General features: G+C 37.9%; 11 protein-coding genes. 5 read left to right on the top strand and 6 right to left on the bottom strand.

Annotated elements, in window-relative coordinates:
* Positions 1-78: 78 nt before the first annotated feature.
* Positions 79-4791: a hypothetical protein gene (locus tag GVN22_RS18990; protein ID WP_166552592.1), complete on the bottom strand. Its 4713-nt coding sequence runs from the start codon at positions 4789-4791 to the stop codon at positions 79-81.
* A gap of 348 nt (positions 4792-5139) precedes the next feature.
* On the opposite strand from GVN22_RS18990, the gene GVN22_RS18985 reads away from it, so the two are divergent.
* Positions 5140-6375 (top strand): ectonucleotide pyrophosphatase/phosphodiesterase, encoded by a 1236-nt coding sequence (locus tag GVN22_RS18985; RefSeq protein ID WP_166552591.1) that lies wholly within the window; start codon positions 5140-5142, stop codon positions 6373-6375.
* Between the two features lie 187 nt (positions 6376-6562).
* Positions 6563-7405 (top strand): patatin family protein, encoded by an 843-nt coding sequence (locus tag GVN22_RS18980; RefSeq protein WP_166552590.1) that lies wholly within the window; start codon positions 6563-6565, stop codon positions 7403-7405.
* 506 nt (positions 7406-7911) lie between these two features.
* Here the strand turns inward: GVN22_RS18980 and prmA are convergent.
* Complete coding sequence (gene prmA, locus GVN22_RS18975) at positions 7912-8748, bottom strand: 50S ribosomal protein L11 methyltransferase (RefSeq protein ID WP_166552589.1); 837 nt, start codon at positions 8746-8748, stop codon at positions 7912-7914.
* A 142-nt stretch (positions 8749-8890) separates the two neighbouring features.
* Positions 8891-9454, bottom strand: coding sequence for an RNA polymerase sigma factor (locus GVN22_RS18970; RefSeq protein WP_166552588.1), 564 nt, complete (start codon positions 9452-9454; stop codon positions 8891-8893).
* 286 nt (positions 9455-9740) lie between these two features.
* Here GVN22_RS18970 and GVN22_RS18965 point away from each other — a divergent pair, with 286 nt between their 5' ends.
* Positions 9741-10607, top strand: a complete 867-nt coding sequence (locus GVN22_RS18965; protein ID WP_166552587.1) for an AraC family transcriptional regulator — start codon at positions 9741-9743, stop codon at positions 10605-10607.
* 238 nt (positions 10608-10845) lie between these two features.
* On the opposite strand, the gene GVN22_RS18960 is transcribed toward GVN22_RS18965, so the two are convergent.
* From GVN22_RS18960 to GVN22_RS18950, 3 genes are all read right to left on the bottom strand, one after another.
* The gene (locus GVN22_RS18960) at positions 10846-12384 is read right to left on the bottom strand and encodes a YifB family Mg chelatase-like AAA ATPase (protein WP_166552586.1); all 1539 of its coding nucleotides are present in this window, start codon (positions 12382-12384) and stop codon (positions 10846-10848) included.
* A gap of 379 nt (positions 12385-12763) precedes the next feature.
* Positions 12764-13675: an LD-carboxypeptidase gene (locus tag GVN22_RS18955; protein WP_166552585.1), complete on the bottom strand. Its 912-nt coding sequence runs from the start codon at positions 13673-13675 to the stop codon at positions 12764-12766.
* Between the two features lie 72 nt (positions 13676-13747).
* Complete coding sequence (locus tag GVN22_RS18950) at positions 13748-14740, bottom strand: ion channel (RefSeq protein ID WP_166552584.1); 993 nt, start codon at positions 14738-14740, stop codon at positions 13748-13750.
* 203 nt (positions 14741-14943) lie between these two features.
* Between GVN22_RS18950 and GVN22_RS18945 the strand changes: the two genes are divergently transcribed.
* Positions 14944-15900 carry a TIM barrel protein gene (locus GVN22_RS18945; RefSeq protein WP_166552583.1) on the top strand — a complete coding sequence of 319 codons (957 nt, stop codon included), beginning with the start codon at positions 14944-14946 and terminating at the stop codon, positions 15898-15900.
* A gap of 72 nt (positions 15901-15972) precedes the next feature.
* Positions 15973-16509, top strand: coding sequence for a DUF255 domain-containing protein (locus GVN22_RS18940; protein ID WP_166552582.1), 537 nt, complete (start codon positions 15973-15975; stop codon positions 16507-16509).
* The last annotated feature ends 412 nt before the right edge of the window (positions 16510-16921 follow it).

Here is a 16921-nt window from a genome sequence, read left to right as displayed (position 1 = left end):
AACTTCATCCTTCTACAGGCATCTTTCTGGAAAGATCTACAACAAAAAAGCCACCTCTTGCGAAGTGGCTTTCATTTGCTAGAAGCCGTCTTTGGCTTCCTCTTTTTTCTTCTCTACTTTTTTGGTCTTGTCGTCACCTTGTGCAACTTTTTTCTGCTTAGTATCCTTGACTCTGTAAGCTTCCATAAATCGCTCCACGAATGCAAGTTTTTCTTCGGCTCCAACACCTAAGAAAATATAGGAGTTTTTACCACTTCCTTTCTTCACACCTTTGGCTTTGGCGGCTACTGCATTATTGAATTCTGCATCGGATGAAATTACGCCCATTTCGCCTTTGATATAACCCAAAAAGTACCATGTGTCTTCGTTTGGAGCTAAATACAAATAGAACTCATCTCCTTCATTGGTTTTGCGCATTTCTAAATACCCATCAACTTCCGAGTTAATATCCGTTCCACCAATACTTGCCAAGCTCAGTTTACCTGTTGAATAGAAAGCCGATTGTTGGTCAGAATAGCGTAGATTAACCTTAGAAAATACCAACGAAGTATTCAATTTAGAGTTGATAGTATGTACAGGCACGTGTTCATTTTTCAAGCGACGTTCGATGGACTCTACAGCTTTATGACCTACCAAATTCGCCAATTTTGACATCAAGCGCTCTTTATCTTCAGGTTCATCGGCGCTGCCATTATCTCTCGAATCTAGATTGATTTTGACAATTTTATCTGATAATGCTTTTAATACTTCCGAAGGCATAGGGAAGTTGATTAATAGCATTTGATCAAATTTGTATTTACTACTATCTATTCGAATATCAGCAAAACCTGCTCCTTGAATATAATTATTTGGCGTAAAGAAATTGAACGCTCCTTCTAGGTTTAGGGTCTTTTTCGTATCGTCATAAATATATCGGGTAGCTTCATAAGACTTTTCGGTTTCTTCAGGACCGATCTCAAATCTCGATGATTTTGGAATGTCTCTAAACTTACCATTTACTACAAAAATATTTTCGTCTTTCGCATCCGTTTTCTCTGATAAAAAGGTCGTGTATAGCCCTGTAGAAGCTGTACGGAAGTGCAAACCTGCTAGCAATTGTGTATTTATATCGCTTTTTAATTCAGGTTGTACGTCTAGTGTCAGATTGTTGGTGCTATTGCCTTTGTATGGAATCCAACTAATTACATCTGAACGACCTTTGGTTTCGGGTTTGATAAAACCTTCCATTTTCAGGTTCTTTTCAGAAGCTGTTAAAATTACGTCGCCTTTGTAAAGAATTTTTGACGAAAGATGGAATTTGTCTTTCTCATCTACTGTCGCTTTAGCCGTAGTCGTAATAGCTTTTACTTTTTTATTTTTACGGTCATCAGCACCAATTTCTTTAAAAGTAAAGTTTCCTATCTTAAGATTCAGAGTATCGCCAACCAAGTTCGGAAAGCGATAGATAGCGTCGCCTTCGAAAGCATTTCTTGACAAAATTCGAATATTCCCTCCAACGAGTTTATGATAACTTGTAAGCGTATCAATTTCGAGTTTGGCATTATAAAAAGTCTTCATTTCGGCGTCGCGACGAATCGATACCTGTCCTTGATCAGGAATAATTTTGGCATCAGCAGACTTAATAAATGGCACTCCGCTGATATTGAGTGATTGCTTTTCTATCTCATAAAGAGCTCCCGAAGCGTTGAATGTCAAACCTTCTTGCGACGGCTCGATTGAAGTAAAGGTTGATGTTTTTATATCACCTTTCATCGTAATATTTTTCTTATTAATATCCCATTCTGCACTATTGATAGACGTGCGGTAAGCCGTATAAGGGAAATACATACTGGTAGAATCCTCGAGCTTGAGTACGGCAGGAGTTTTGATATTTACTTTACCCGTAGTCAAATTAAAATACACATTCATGTGCTTGCCAAACAAAGCTGGTTTAGCCGCTTTTAGGTTACTACCTACCATCAAGTTGGCTGGCTCTGCGGAGAACCCATCTTTTCCAAATTTGAAATTATCAGACTCCGTCTCTGAATCTTGGCGGTGTACTTTACCAAAACCAAACATACCCGACTGACGAACCAATAGTTTCCCTTCTAGTTTTGAAGAAGCTGCATAAAATTCAAATGAATTACCTTTAGTTTCAATCAACATACTATCCACTTTGGGCTGCCATTTTAAAGAGTAGTTTTTAATATCTACTTTAGTAAAATAGGCTTGACCTACAGCACCTTCATTGATTTTACCGATAGTACCTGTAGCGTTGACAGAATCTTGCGTAAATACAGCTTCTTTAGCTTGAATCTGCGCCGTCAGGTGGTTGATTTCACCAGCGGTATGCAAGCCTCGTTTGTCCATAATCAATGGTTCTTCAAACTTGATAAAGCTTTTGCTATTGTAAAGCACGTATTTACCCTCCGCTACTTTGTGGCTAAACCCAAGGGTATTGTCTGGCATCGAAATCAAGGTTTCTTTAAAAGGAGGGAAGATTCCATCCGAGTAGAAGGTTCCAACAAAGTCGATATCCTTGATATTTAAACTGTCAAAATCGATACTTGGCACTTTAAAATATACCTTTTTGTTGTATGCCATTTGTCCACGATAAACATGGTCGAAATAGGCCGTAACGCCAGTAGGAACCACCAAGCGAGGATATTCAACCAATCGCTGACGACCCGATTTGTTGTCAGGTTTGTTGATATAAATCGTCCCTGATTCGTATTTCAAATCACCACCAATTTCGGTTCTGCCACGTTTAGCAAGTTCTTTTTGAGGAATAAAGGTAATAGAGTCGATTTTATTCAATTTGACGCTAAACTCCCCATAATTAAAGGATAAATCTTTTCCTCTAAATCTAAAATTACCAGTCTTCAACTCTCCACTAATCCCGAAGTTTCGGTCTTTGTTTACCTTAATGAGATTATCGTAAGGCGCCATGAATACATTGAGCGAATCGGACAAATAAAACTGCTTTACACCTCTAATAATCAATTGATTATCTTTTAAACTCAAGGTAGCATTTGCAGTAGTATCTTTACTACTTGTCGCATAAAGCGAAGGGATTAGTAAGTTATCATAATCTCGCTTGGTAGTTTGAACAGACAAATAATGGCTTCCTTTTCTTGAAAGTTTAATCGTTTCCACCTCTGGGTCATATTCAAAGTATCCCTTTTGCATCATGGCCAAAAACACAGGTTTTAGCGTAACTAGGTCTTTGTTGTATGCTTTTGCCAATTCAGAAAGCTTGACAGTAGTTAGATTATTCTTTTTGGCATAATTATTTACTACCACTAATGGATTAAAACTAAACGTTTCTGAAATTTTGTTGAAGCGCTCAGGATTAAAATAATCAAATGACTCAAATAGAGCAGGAACGACATTTTTGGCCACCAAAATATAAAAATCTACTTTGTGATCACGCAAGCTCCAACGCATAGCGTCGGCGGTAATTTCTAATTTATGATAACTATCAACATAACTCGCTTCTTTAAAGCCTCCTTCGTCTACTTTACTCAATCGCAGATTTTGTTGCAGACGGTCATATACTAATTTCCCTAAAGGATGATAAATAGAGTCATTTTCGGCAAAATATCCTGTAAAAGTTGCTGCGGGGGATGTTATCAAAGAGTCCCCTACAATGAATCTTCTTCCTGATATTTTGAAGGCTATTTTGCCATCTTTCTTCACAACAATGGTTGTATATTTATCTTGTAAAGAAGAACTCAAAATAGTACTTCCTGATAAAGCAAAACCTCCTTTGTACTCAAAATCAGCAGATTTTTTTAGGGTTGCCTCATTTTTGAAAGACATAAAACGAGGAAAGGTTGATACTACATTTTTAGGACGTTTTTTGCTCTGAAACTCAAAGACACCCTTGATAGGATTGATTAATTTATCAGCATAAGTCAAAGTCGACGACTCTGCTTTGAGCTTTGGATTACGAATATCCATACTGAAATTGTCCAGCACGGCAAAAGCCTGTGGCAAACCAACTGTCTCCCAAGTAAATTTTCCACCTGTACCAAGCAATACTCCATCTTTGATACCCAATGTAGCATTAGTCCCTATCAAAGTTGCCGAATCGCTGGCTGTAACAATAGAAAGATTGATAGTCTTGAAAACAATCGCTGGACCAGGGTTGATAAACAATGGAGCTGTTTCTTCTACAGTCGCAGGGGTTGTGCCATTGTTACTTGGTGTAGGAGGGGCATCGTCCCAGCCATCGTTATTTGAAGGAGCAACAGAAGCAGTATTATTGTTGGTTGGCGTGGTAGTTGTATTTGAAAGCTCTACTTTTTGGTCATTAAACTGAAAACTAATACTACCATCCAACACATACAAGCGATTGTAATTGGTATAATACACAGCCTTATTACCAAACAACAATTTCGTAATTTCTATCAAGCGAAGTGTTGTTTTAGTGTCATTGCTCTCTACAGATTTGCGTAGCGTTTCGAGAAAAGCATCTAGCGTAGTACCTGAAAGTTGACTAGTATTTGAGCCTGTCACAAAAACATCAAATAGGTTCGAAAAATGGGGAGGTTTATATCCTTTTTTGAACATGAAATTAGAAAGGCTCGCTATCTTGGTCTTTTGTGGGCTACCCAGTTTTTCGGAGTTCCATAGTTTTTCAAAGCCCTTGGCTATATTTTCGGCTTGCGGATTACCCGATACACTCAGCACATTTTGGGCATCAGCCAAAAATTCCTCTGGCTTATCTGATAGTTTTAGACCTTGACCATAGGATTTTATGGTAAAAAGTAAGCCCAGAACTAACAAAAAGTAAATTTTGAGTTTCATGGATAGTATTTTTTAGTGTTAGAGTGATTTGGAGGAATTTCTCCGAAACCATAGGTTGTTCTGGTAAAAATAACGACTTTTTCGCAAAGGTATTGCCAAGTCCGAGGATTACACAGCTTTTCGCTAAAGGACTTTGTCTTGTGATGAAAAAGGGACTTTTCGTCGAATTTTAATTACCTTCTCTTCTGAAAAAGCTAATTTTGGTAAAGTTTTTTAGCTCAAACTGAGGTAGCTCAGCTTGTGAGTTGCAAAACCTTCTTTTATCAAAGACAAAAAACAGATACTTTCGGTTGTATCGAAAGCCCGAAACCAAAACATAATTTATCATTCATTTTAATATTACACTTCATGAAAAAATTAGTAAGCCTTGTGTGCTTTCTTTGCTGGGCATTGGTGAGCCTTGGTCAAAACAGCGATAAACCCTATGTAGTTATGGTTTCATTTGACGGATTCCGTCATGACTATGTTCAGAAATATCCTGTAAAACACATCAAAAATTTTATCAAAAAAGGTGCTGCCGCCGAAGTGATGCTTCCTTCGTATCCGAGCAAAACCTTTCCCAATCATTATACTTTAGTGACGGGCTTGTATCCAGACCATCACGGTTTGATTGATAATACTTTTTATGATGCGGGTCGCGATACCTTTTATTCAATTCGTCAGCGTGATAAAGTAGAAGACCCTTATTACTATGGAGGTTTGCCTATTTGGCAATTAGTTCAACAAAATGGGATGAAGGCAGCCTCATATTTCTGGGTAGGTTCAGAAGCTCCAATTGGTGGTCAATACCCAAGCTATTATCATCGTTTCGACGACAAAGTACCGCACCCTAAGCGTGTTCAGGCGGTATTTGATTGGTTGAATCTACCCGAAGCTGAGCGTCCACACCTGATTACAATTTATTTTTCAATGGTCGATACACAAGGACATGAATATGGTCCTAATGCCCCTGAAACCGAAGCTGCTGTAATGGAAGCAGACAGCTTGGTGGGTATGTTGATGAATGGTTTGAAACAAATCAAATTACCTGTAAACGTTATCCTTACCGCAGACCACGGTATGTACGAAATGCAAAATCGTCCAGAGACGTTTATCATTGCCGATGATTTCTTGGAAGGATTAAATAAACAAGATTTCCTTTTTGTAAATAATAGCACACACGGTAATATTTTCTTGAAAAATAAAGACAAAGCTGACGAAATATTCAATGCAATAGCAGCAAAAGAGAAGCATTTCAAGATTTATAAAAAAGCAGATATTCCAGAAAAACTACATTTCAATACCAACGCTCGTATTGGTGATATGCTATTGGTAGTAGAGCCTGGTTATGGTTTTTATAACAAAGAATCTCTCGCTAAAAAACCAGAAAAACGTAAAGTTTGGGGCGTACATGGATTCGACCCAACAGCTTGTCCAGAAATGGGAGCGATTTTCTATGCTAACGGTCCAAATATCAAGAAAGGAGTAAAAATTCCTACCTTCCAAAATATTCATGTATATCCATTTATTGCACAGCTTTTAGGCATTAGCACCCCTCCAATCGACGGAGATCCTAAAGTTTTACAAGGAATAATTAAGAAATAAGTGTTGCAATTTTTGTAGAGAGGTGATGGTGTCTTTCTCTTTATTAAGGTTCTGTATTGGTAGATTCCGTTTTCTACTAATGCAGAGCCTTTTTATTTTCAGACCACTAATATTCTTTGATAATAAAAGGCGCTAACGTTCGTTCGAATTCAAATCATTGTATTCTATACATTCACAAAAATAGTTTATGAAAACACTTATTGTTGAAGGAGGAGGCATGAGAGGCGTGTACTCTGCAGGCGTTCTTCAAGCATTTCAAGAGCAGGGTTATAATCCATATAGTCTGTACATCGGCATTTCTGCGGGCTCCTGTAATATTTCTTCCTTTCTGGCTCAACAACAACATCGAGATTATAGGTCATACTCTTGGCTGATGAGTAGCAAAAAATTCATTTCTTTCAAAAATGTATTACAAGGCAAAAGCTTTATGAATCTGGACTGGTTATGGGAGGTTAATCAGAAATACAATCCAATTGATGTTGAAGGTGCATTTTCTTATTTGAGTCAAAATAGTAAGAAGTTTCTTGCGGTAGTTTCTAATTTAGAAATTGGTTTACCAGACTATGTTCAACCAACATTAGGCAATTGGATGGAAGTGCTGAAGGCCTCTTGTGCCATTCCTGTCTTTTATAAAAATAAGATTTTGATAGATGGAATCCAATATGTAGATGGAGGACTTACAGACCCACTTCCGATTAAAAAAGCTATTGAAATGGGCTCAACCGAAATTTTGGTCATACGTAGTCAAGAGTTTTCTTATGTAAAAAAACAAAGTTTTAAAACCATTATTGGCAGTAAGTTCTTTGCAAAGCATAAAGCCCTCAAGGAATTAATGTTAAGTCACCCTACTGTTTACAATGCCCAAGTTGAAGCATTAAGAGCCAACTATCAGAATATTAAAATACATGAAATTTGTCCGAAAGACTTAAAAATGGGCGGGCTGACAAAGGATAAATCTTTAATTGAATATACTTATCAACAAGGTATCAACGACGGAATGAAGTATTTACTAGAGCAAAAAGCTATATAATTATCATACGTTGTATTATAAAATCATATTTTTATTTGGGTAACCGACTTGGAGACGTAAAGCATTGCATTTCTACCAATTTATACATTAACATGAGTCATTCCCGAATTTAGTGATTGAGCGCATGAGTGATTATTTTAACATTTGTATTCTAGCTGTAGAGACGCAATGATTACGTCTTAGGCCAAGTCATATCTAGCAAAGTTTTATCAAAAAAGGCGTTCGAAAAACTAATTTCGAACGCCTTTTTAATATATAATCTATTTCAAAATGACACTTTTTAGACGCAAAGCATTGCGTCTCTACTAGCTAAAAATAGTCACTCAATTACTAAATTCAGGGCAACCCATATTTATTATAAAACTACTGATTATCAGCACTTAACTAGCAACAAACAAAAGGTATTGAACTTGGAATAACGGATTACGGAAATATAGAAAAACCTTCTCTTGGAAAAAATAAAATAGTACTTCCGAAATCCAACATCTGCAATCCGAAATAACCAATTACTCTCTTTCAAAAACAACTGATGCCCAGTTATTCTTGGTATCAAAAAAGGTCTTTTTCAAACCCGCTTCGTTAGCTACTTGCTCAATATCTGCGATGTCATGCTCATAAAAACCACTTACTACCAAATAAGCTTTTGGTAACATAAACGTCACATATTTCGGAATATCACGCATTAAAATATTACGATTGATATTTGCCAACACGATGTCATACAAATCCGCAGGTTCGTCGTCGATTGTTCCTTGTCTTACCACTACACCTTCACAATGGTTCAACTCCACATTCTCACGTGAATTTTCGGCAGCCCATTCTTCAATATCAAATGCTGACACATAGCTAGCACCTAGTTTGGCTGCCATAATTGCCAAAATACCCGTTCCACAACCAACATCAAGTACTTTTTTGCCTTGGTGCTCATCTGCCAATTGTGAGCCTTGAATACCCAAAACCATCGAAGTAGTTTCGTGGTGACCCGTACCAAATGACATTTTAGGATTAATGACAATATCAAAACGATGTTGGTCGTCTGGTTCGTGGAAACTCGCACGCACACGTACCAAACCATTTACACTGATAGGTTCGTAGCTTTTTTCCCACTCCTCATTCCAGTTTTTCTTTTCGAGAGTGCTGTAGCTATAACTAATAGGAGTCATGGCTAAGTATCTTTCCATGATTTCGTCTACAGCTTCTTCCGAAAACAAATCTTCAGTAACATAGGCATTCAAGCCATAGCTTTCTTCGGTAAAAGTTTCGAAGCCGATTTCGCCAAGCTCGGCCATAAAAATATCTGCAAATTCTGGATTTACAGTGAGTTTCAGTTCTATATAGTTCATTACGATATGATGAAAATACGTCTGATTTGACGTTTCAATTTTTTACAAAGGTAGTGGTTTTTAGAAAATCGTAGATGCTCCAAAGCCTATTACAACAAAAAAGCCTCCCGAAGGAGGCCATTCTCAAATTTCATGCTCGCTATTACGCTACTTGGTCAAGCTTGAGGCGAAGAGTTTCAACACCACGGTGAATATTGTTATTCACCGATTGATAGTTAATACCCATCTTTTCGGCAATTTCCTGATTCCCCATTTTATCGAAGTAACGCATTTTGAGTGTTTCCCAAACACGTGGTGACAAGTCTTGTACAGCTTTTTCCAAACGTTGGAAAGTTGCTTCACGCTCATCGCTATCGTGCTGATAGTAAAAGGCATCCTTTTCGAACTCATAGGTCAACTCTGGCGAATCATCAAAAGAATAACTATTGCGTGATTCGGCCACACGACGTACTAGCTCATGCCTAAGAGAGGTTTTAAGGTAAGGTTCTATATTGTCAGTGTCCGAAAGGAACGTCCTACGATTCCAAAGGTTAAGGAATAAATCATGAACTGCATCCATTACCTGCTCGGTATCCATCGAGATTTTGTTGCCATAGCGAATCAAAACCTTGTAGTACTTCAAATACACCAACTGAAACGCATGGGCATCACCAGACTTAAACTGTTGCCATAAGGTAAGGTTTTCGTGAGCAGTTAATTTTTTCATAGGACAATAATTTTACACAAGGGACACAACAAGTTCTAGTTTAGTAATATATCACATGTAAAAATTTTCGATTATACTATTTTGTCGTATATACCCAAAACCAGTATTATAATTCCGACTTTTTACTAAATAATTTTAAATAGAATAAAACGAAGATATTTTGGTAAGATTTCTTTACAAAATGACTAAAAAAAAATGAATAAAACTTTTCGTTAATTAGTAGTTTCTGATACTATATTGGCATATATATAGTATTTTTATAAAATATATCAATAATTTACTCACAATGAAGCCTCTTTTTCGTAAAGTTCAGGTAGGGCCAGAGCAATCTTTTAGCATACGCCAAGATGCAGTGCCTTATTTCTATAGTCACTGGCATTATCACCCCGAAATCGAAATTGTACATATTCTAAATGGTACAGGAATGTTATTGGTTGGCGATGGTGTGAGTAATTATCGTGAAGATGATTTGATTATTGTTGGCGCTAATGCACCGCATTTTTTTAGAAGCGACCCTCAATATTTTGAGCAAAGTATGGATTTACTTTCCAAATCGAATGTGATTCACTTTGATCCCAATTTTTTGGGCGAAACTTTCATGAAATTACCTGAGGCGGTAAGTTTGAGTGATTTATTTTCGAGAATTCGAAAAGGAATGATGATTCGGGGCGAAGCTCGTGACCAAGCGGGTGTACTGATTGACCAAATGCGACAGTCGTCGGGTATCGACCGTGTAATTTTACTGCTAAAAGTCCTTAAAATATTTGCTGGGGCTACTGATTACACTTACGTTTCTCAAACTGAAGGCACGGCCAGCTTGGACGAACAGAATACCAAACGTATTGACCAGATTTTTTCTTTTTCTCTGAATAATTTTACGAGAGATATTACTTTGCAGGAAGTGGCAGAAGTAGCCAATATTAGTGTCAATTCTTTTTGTAGATATTTCAAAACGCATACTCGCAAAACCTATTTCCAGTTTTTGCTAGAACTGCGCATCGGGCACGCCTGTAAACTATTGGCAGAAGAAAAACTAAGTATATCCCAAATCGCCTACGAAAGTGGGTTCAATAATCTATCGCACTTTAATCGTACTTTCAAAAGCATCATGAAAATGCGCCCTAATGAATACCAGCAGTTGTATAAGGTGTAGGAGGAATGACGAATTGAGAATGAGTGAATTGGTGAATGAGGGCTGTACGAATAATTTCAAACTATTGCAGATTTGGGATTTCTGATTTCGGAAATAAAGTAAAATACCTTTATTTTTTGCAAAATATAGAAGATTATACTTCCGAAATCCAACATCCGATATCCGAAATAAACAGTTTTTATAATCCTTCGTACAGTACTAATTCACAATTCACTCATTCAAAATTCACAATTAATAGTTATCCCGCCCAATTTTCTCTGTCTAGGCTTCGGTATTGGATAGCTTCGGCGATGTGTTCGGTTTGGATGTTTTCGGTACCTGCCAAATCGGCGATAGTGCGTGCTACACGCAAAATACGGTCGTAGGCACGCGCAGAAAGTTGGAGTTTTTCCATAGCTCGCTTGAGCAACAAAACACCTACAGGTTCAAGCACACAAACCTCCTTTACCATTTGCGATGGCATCATCGCATTAGAATGTATCGCAGGATAATCTTTAAAACGCTCGGTTTGTATCGTTCTGGCCTTGATTACTCTTGCTCTTATCTCTTCGCTAGTTTCAGTTTTGCGAGTAGACGATAGTTGGTCAAAATTGACAGGCGTTACCTCCACATGTAAATCGATGCGGTCGAGGAGTGGACCAGAGATTTTATTCAAATATTTTTGTACTGTTCCCGGAGGACAACTACATTCTTTTTCGGGATGATTATAGTAGCCACAGGGACAAGGATTCATACTTGCAATCAACATAAAATTAGACGGAAACTCCACCGCCCATCTTGCTCTCGAAATACTTACCTTTCTTTCTTCCAAAGGTTGACGCATTACCTCTAATGCAGACTTTTTGAATTCAGGTAATTCATCCAAAAACAAAACGCCATTATGCGCTAGGGATATTTCACCGGGCTGGGGATTTGAGCCTCCACCTACCAAGGCAGCATCCGAAATGGTATGATGAGGCGAACGATACGGTCGGGTAGAAATCAGGGTAGCTTTTGTACCTAGCTTACCAGCCACCGAATGAATCTTGGTCGTTTCGAGGGCTTCTTGTAAAGTGAGTGGAGGCAAAATCGTTGGCAGACGTTTGGCTAGCATAGTTTTCCCTGCTCCAGGAGGTCCAATCATAATGGCATTATGACCACCAGCAGCGGCTATCTCAAGCGCACGTTTGATATTTTCTTGCCCTTGTACATGCGAGAAATCGACATCGTAATCATTTTGAGAATGAAAAAATATGTCTCTCGTATCTGTTATAGTAGGTTTTATTTCAAGGCTTCCTTTCAAAAAACCGATAGCTTCACCGATATTTTTAACCCCTATAATATCCAGATTATTTACAATCGAGGCTTCTGAGGCATTTTCGACAGGTAAAATAAAACCTTTATATCCTTGCTTACGTGCTTCAATAGCAATTGGCAAAACACCTTTAATCGGTCGTAAAGCGCCATCCAATGCCAATTCACCCATAATAACATAATCTTCCAAGACAGGTAAATGTGCCTGTTCGGAGGCATGAATTACGCCTAAAGCAATCGGTAAATCGTACGCAGAGCCTTCTTTTCGAATATCAGCAGGTGCCAAATTTACCACCACCTTGGTCCGTGGAAAAAAATAGCCTGTTTGTTTAATAGCAGATTCGACTCGGTGAGCAGATTCTTTCACGGCTCCATCAGGTAGACCCACGATAAAAAATCCTTGTCCTTGACCTTCACTTACCTCAACGGTAATAATAGTAGCATCTACGCCATGAACGGCGCTTCCATAAGTTTTAGCAAGCATGATTAAAATGTTAGGTAAAGTGATAGATGTATATATGAGTGTTGAGTTCTGAGTGATGAGTTTTGAGTATGTCCTTGTCCTTGCCTAAATAAAATTACATTAATACGCTTTAAGCAAAAAGCTTTACTTATTTCCTGAAAAATACCTTTTAACTTTTAGCCTATGGCATAAAGCCTGTAGCTTAATGCGGGTAAAACTAAGTTAATTTTGCCCACTAAATTTCATATCATTAATTCATCAAACTTAATTTCACACGATTACTTGTTCATTTAGTTATTGAGTGGATTGTGATTGAGTGATTATTTCTAAAAGACCACAATACAGAGGAAACTATATCTTTTTACAGATAAAAATTAATAAAAATCACTCATTCATTCGATCACTCAATTATTCTTTCGACCAATGTACAATGATTTTCGAGTACGGTTAATTCCATTTCTCGGCCTACAGGCATAGCCCAGTTTTCGGGTTCGTGCCCAACTGGAAAACCATAGGAGCGAGGATATTCATATTCAGCAACGGCTTCTTCGACGATTTCATAAGCTGTTTTTCCATAGATAGAAGGGTCGTCGGATAGATTAGAAAAATGTCCTACTATCAAACCTGCTAGTTCGGCCAACTGCCCAGTACGCTTAAGCTGAATCATCATGCGGTCGAGTGCGTAATGATATTCCCCAACATCTTCTATAAATAGAATTTTACCGCTTAAGTTCACCTCCGACCTAGAACCTATCAAATGCACCATCAACGCCAAATTACCCCCAACTAACTGCCCTTGTGCTTTTCCTTTATGATTCATGGGATGGCTTGGTACTTGATAAGATACAGGTTTCCCAAATAACACGTCTTTGAGTGATGCCAGACTTTGTGCTCCACCTTCTTGCAAAAACAATTTAGGCATTACGCCATGGATACTTTCGACACCCAAACAAAAAGCATGACAAAGCACTGCCGTAATATCAGAGAACCCAATCAACCATTTTGGGTTTTCTAAAAAAGCATCAAAATTGATTTGGTCTAAAATTCTAGCACTTCCATAACCTCCTCTTGCCGAAAAAATCGCTTTGATGGATGGCTTATCTAACATTTGTTGAAAATCTCTCGCACGAACTTCATCGGTTGCTGCATATTGATTATAGCTTGTTTTCAATGACTCCCCCAAAACAACCTTGAGTTCCCATTCTGTTTCCATATAAGCAATTGCTGCTTCTAAATCTTCAAAAGCGACTTTCCACGCCAATGCCAATACTCCTACGGTATCGCCTTTTTTCAAAAATGGAGGTTTTTGCATCTAATTATTCAATCTAAATTTTACCGTTTACACAAGATGTAAATTTACAAAATTCTAAAGAGATACAAATATTTACTCTTCAGGAAACAATTCGCTGGCCAATGGCACTGGATTTGTCTCTGATAATTTACTCAAATCCAAGACTACGTGACCACTACTATCTATTTCGCCAAACATTGAAACAAACTTTTGTCCAAATATTACCTCCTCGGCATGATATGAGCTACGAGAATGAACCGTCTGGTTGAAGGTATCTTCGGTTCCTTTTATCAAAATCAAAAATTCCGCATGTTTTTCAAGAAGCTCTTCTTGACTCATACCAAACAACGGGCTTTCATCAGTAATAGGATGAACGATTGTCCAACTGCCAGGAAAGAAATTTACTTGGCTGCGCTCCAAATGCAAGCGATTATAGGAGCGTGTTTTTCTACCATGTTCATCTTTTTGAAGCATCGACAAATTAACTTCTACTGACAAATCGATTATTTGGTTATCTCGAGCGTTTACGATACGGAACATCAAACCTGTCATATCCAAATAGGGTGCTACAACAGCTTTATCAGAGTATAAAATATGAGCAATAGGACGAGAAAAACGTCCATACAACAACCCCGTAGCAATCGCAAAGCCCATTAGACCCAACAGCGACTCTAACGATGCGACGGTACTCATCAATAAGCCCGTTGGGGCAATACGTCCGTAACCAACCGTGGTAAGAGTTTGGGCTGAAAAGAAAAAAGCATCCATAAATCGCATAGTAGGCGTGCTCATGTCAGCTCCTTGAAGGTGCTCCATTCCTATAAGATTGTACAGCCCTGCGAATAGCAGATTGACCACCATAAAATACACAACCACTATCATAAAAAATTGAGACCATGTACATGTAATCAGTTCATGATATATATTGATACGGTCGAGAATAGAAGAGCCAACCCTTTTGACATTAAAACTTCCATCTCGATTGACCAATCGTTGGGCTTCGCCTACTTGTTTGCCAAAACCAAGTTCTTGTCTACTTTCTTCCTGTTTGAGGTATTTATCGTTTTTATAGCGTAATAAAGCCATATATGTGTATGTTGGAAAGGGATTTTTATAGCTAACATATTTTGAAGTCCAAATCGTTTCGTAATTTAAGAGAAGACCCTTGTAACCTTCAAAACCCTATAATACTTTTTTTTTCTTCAACGAATTTCAATAACTTCCGAATAGGTTCCTACCTCAGAGCATCATAAATATTTACCAATAAACAATTTAACAAATATTATCCAATGAACTCACGTCGTGACTTTCTCAAAACGTTTGCTGCTGCCAGCGGTGTAATGGCTCTTGCGCCAGATATGTTAGCTGCTTCTGAAGCTAGCAAAAAACTTTTCTTCGAAATTTCTTTGGCCGAGTGGTCTTTGCACAAAGCGATTTTTGGTGGACAAATGACAAACCTCGATTTTCCTGTAAAAGCTCGTAAAGATTTTGGTATTGGTATTGTAGAATACGTAAATACTTGCTTTAAGTCATCTACCAAAGATTTTAAAGAAAACGGGAAAGATAGCGCTTACTTGAAAGAATTGTTGATGCGTTGCAACGATAATGGTGTCAAAAATCACCTAATCATGTGCGATGCCGAAGGCGACATGGGAGATTCGGATGAAAAGAAAAGATTGCAAACGGTAGATAATCATAAAAAGTGGGTAGAAGCTGCTAAATTTTTGGGTTGTAAAACCATTCGTGTAAATGCAGGAGGTAAAGGCTCTGCCGAAGAAGTAGCAAAAAATGCAGCCGACGGCTTGGCTAAACTTAGTGAGTTCGCCGCTACAATGAAGATAAATGTTATTGTAGAAAATCACGGTGGATATTCGTCAAATGGCGAATGGCTTACTGGCGTTATGAAGGCCGTAAACATGAAAAACTGCGGTACATTGCCAGACTTTGGTAATTTCTGTATCAAGCGTGATGCTGCCAACTGGAGAACTTGCATAGAAGAATACGACCGTTATAAAGGTGTAAAAGAATTGATGCCTTTTGCCAAAGGAGTAAGCGCCAAAAGTAATGTTTTTGATGCCGATGGCAATGAACGCAATATGGATTACATGCGCTTGATGAAAATTGTTAAAGAAGCTGGTTTTAAAGGTATCGTAGGTATCGAATTTGAAGGTGAAGAGCTGAGCGAAGACGAAGGAATTAAGGCTACATTAAAATTACTCCAAAAAGTGGGAGGAATCTTGAGTTAAGCCTGTAACTTTGTAGTTAGCAAACTGGATACCAGCAGTTTTATCAACTATAAACTACATTTTACTTAGGATATGAAAAAGTTCTTGTTAGCAATACTTTGCTTACTCTTTGTCCAATATACCAATGCTCAAGATACGGCTACAAAGCCCAAAATCAAGTGGATGACCCTTGAGCAAGCTTTTCAGGCTATTCAGAAAGAGCCTCGCAAAATCGTTGTCGATGTGTACACAGGCTGGTGTGGATGGTGTAAAGTAATGGATCAAAAAACCTTTACTGACCCCAAAGTTATTGAGTATATCAATCAAAAATATTACGCCGTAAAACTCGACGCCGAGCAGAAAGACGATATTACGATTGGAACGCAAAAGTATATTTGGCAAAACGGTTATAACCAAGCAGGCGTGCAATTGTTACAAGGAAAAATGTCGTTTCCTACGATTGTGTATCTGGACGAGAAATTCAATATGATTCAGCCAGTGCCAGGCTATCAGGATGCAAAACAGTTTCACCAAATTATTACTTACTTTGGTGACGACCACTACAAAAAAGGAGAATGGGATAAATTTCAAAAAGATGTTTACCCTAAGCAATACGGTAGCACAAAATAAATCAGTATAATCATTTGATTGGGCAAAAAGCTTCAGTAGATTTTTGAAGTTTTTTGCCTTTTTAAATAAGAATCTAGCTTTAAATAATCGTAGTTGTGTGTCTAGGCAACAGGCACAAGGCAAAGAGTGTTAACATGTTTTTTAGTAACTAAAGGTATGTTTTTCCAAAAAGCCCATTGCTGAAAGTCGAAAGCCCAATTGTTGAATTTTACTTTCGAACTTAAGTATTACTACAAAATAGAATTACATTGAAATGCTCTAGGCTATAAGCCGTAGGTCTTAGACAGAAAATGTATTCATGATTTTGTTAGAAATACTTTTAGCTTATGGCATATAGCTACTCTACCCTACTAAAAAATGGGACAAATTAGGTAAAAAGAAAGGGAAGCAAGAGTTTTGTAGTTACCAAGCT

Source organism: Cellulophaga sp. BC115SP (assembly GCF_009905545.1).
Taxonomy (GTDB): domain Bacteria; phylum Bacteroidota; class Bacteroidia; order Cytophagales; family Spirosomataceae; genus Flectobacillus; species Flectobacillus rivi.
This window is presented reverse-complemented; position numbering and strand designations above follow the sequence as displayed.

What these genes read in the sequence shown, in the direction of transcription:
- GVN22_RS18940 (WP_166552582.1), top strand. Translation starts at nt 15,973, where the DNA reads ATGAAAAAGTTCTTGTTAGCAATACTTTGCTTACTCTTTGTCCAATAT.
- GVN22_RS18980 (WP_166552590.1), top strand. Translation starts at nt 6,563, where the DNA reads ATGAAAACACTTATTGTTGAAGGAGGAGGCATGAGAGGCGTGTACTCT.
- GVN22_RS18970 (WP_166552588.1), bottom strand. Translation starts at nt 9,454, where the DNA reads ATGAAAAAATTAACTGCTCACGAAAACCTTACCTTATGGCAACAGTTT.
- GVN22_RS18955 (WP_166552585.1), bottom strand. Translation starts at nt 13,675, where the DNA reads ATGCAAAAACCTCCATTTTTGAAAAAAGGCGATACCGTAGGAGTATTG.
- GVN22_RS18950 (WP_166552584.1), bottom strand. Translation starts at nt 14,740, where the DNA reads ATGGCTTTATTACGCTATAAAAACGATAAATACCTCAAACAGGAAGAA.
- prmA (WP_166552589.1), bottom strand. Translation starts at nt 8,748, where the DNA reads ATGAACTATATAGAACTGAAACTCACTGTAAATCCAGAATTTGCAGAT.
- GVN22_RS18965 (WP_166552587.1), top strand. Translation starts at nt 9,741, where the DNA reads ATGAAGCCTCTTTTTCGTAAAGTTCAGGTAGGGCCAGAGCAATCTTTT.
- GVN22_RS18960 (WP_166552586.1), bottom strand. Translation starts at nt 12,384, where the DNA reads ATGCTTGCTAAAACTTATGGAAGCGCCGTTCATGGCGTAGATGCTACT.
- GVN22_RS18945 (WP_166552583.1), top strand. Translation starts at nt 14,944, where the DNA reads ATGAACTCACGTCGTGACTTTCTCAAAACGTTTGCTGCTGCCAGCGGT.
- GVN22_RS18985 (WP_166552591.1), top strand. Translation starts at nt 5,140, where the DNA reads ATGAAAAAATTAGTAAGCCTTGTGTGCTTTCTTTGCTGGGCATTGGTG.
- GVN22_RS18990 (WP_166552592.1), bottom strand. Translation starts at nt 4,791, where the DNA reads ATGAAACTCAAAATTTACTTTTTGTTAGTTCTGGGCTTACTTTTTACC.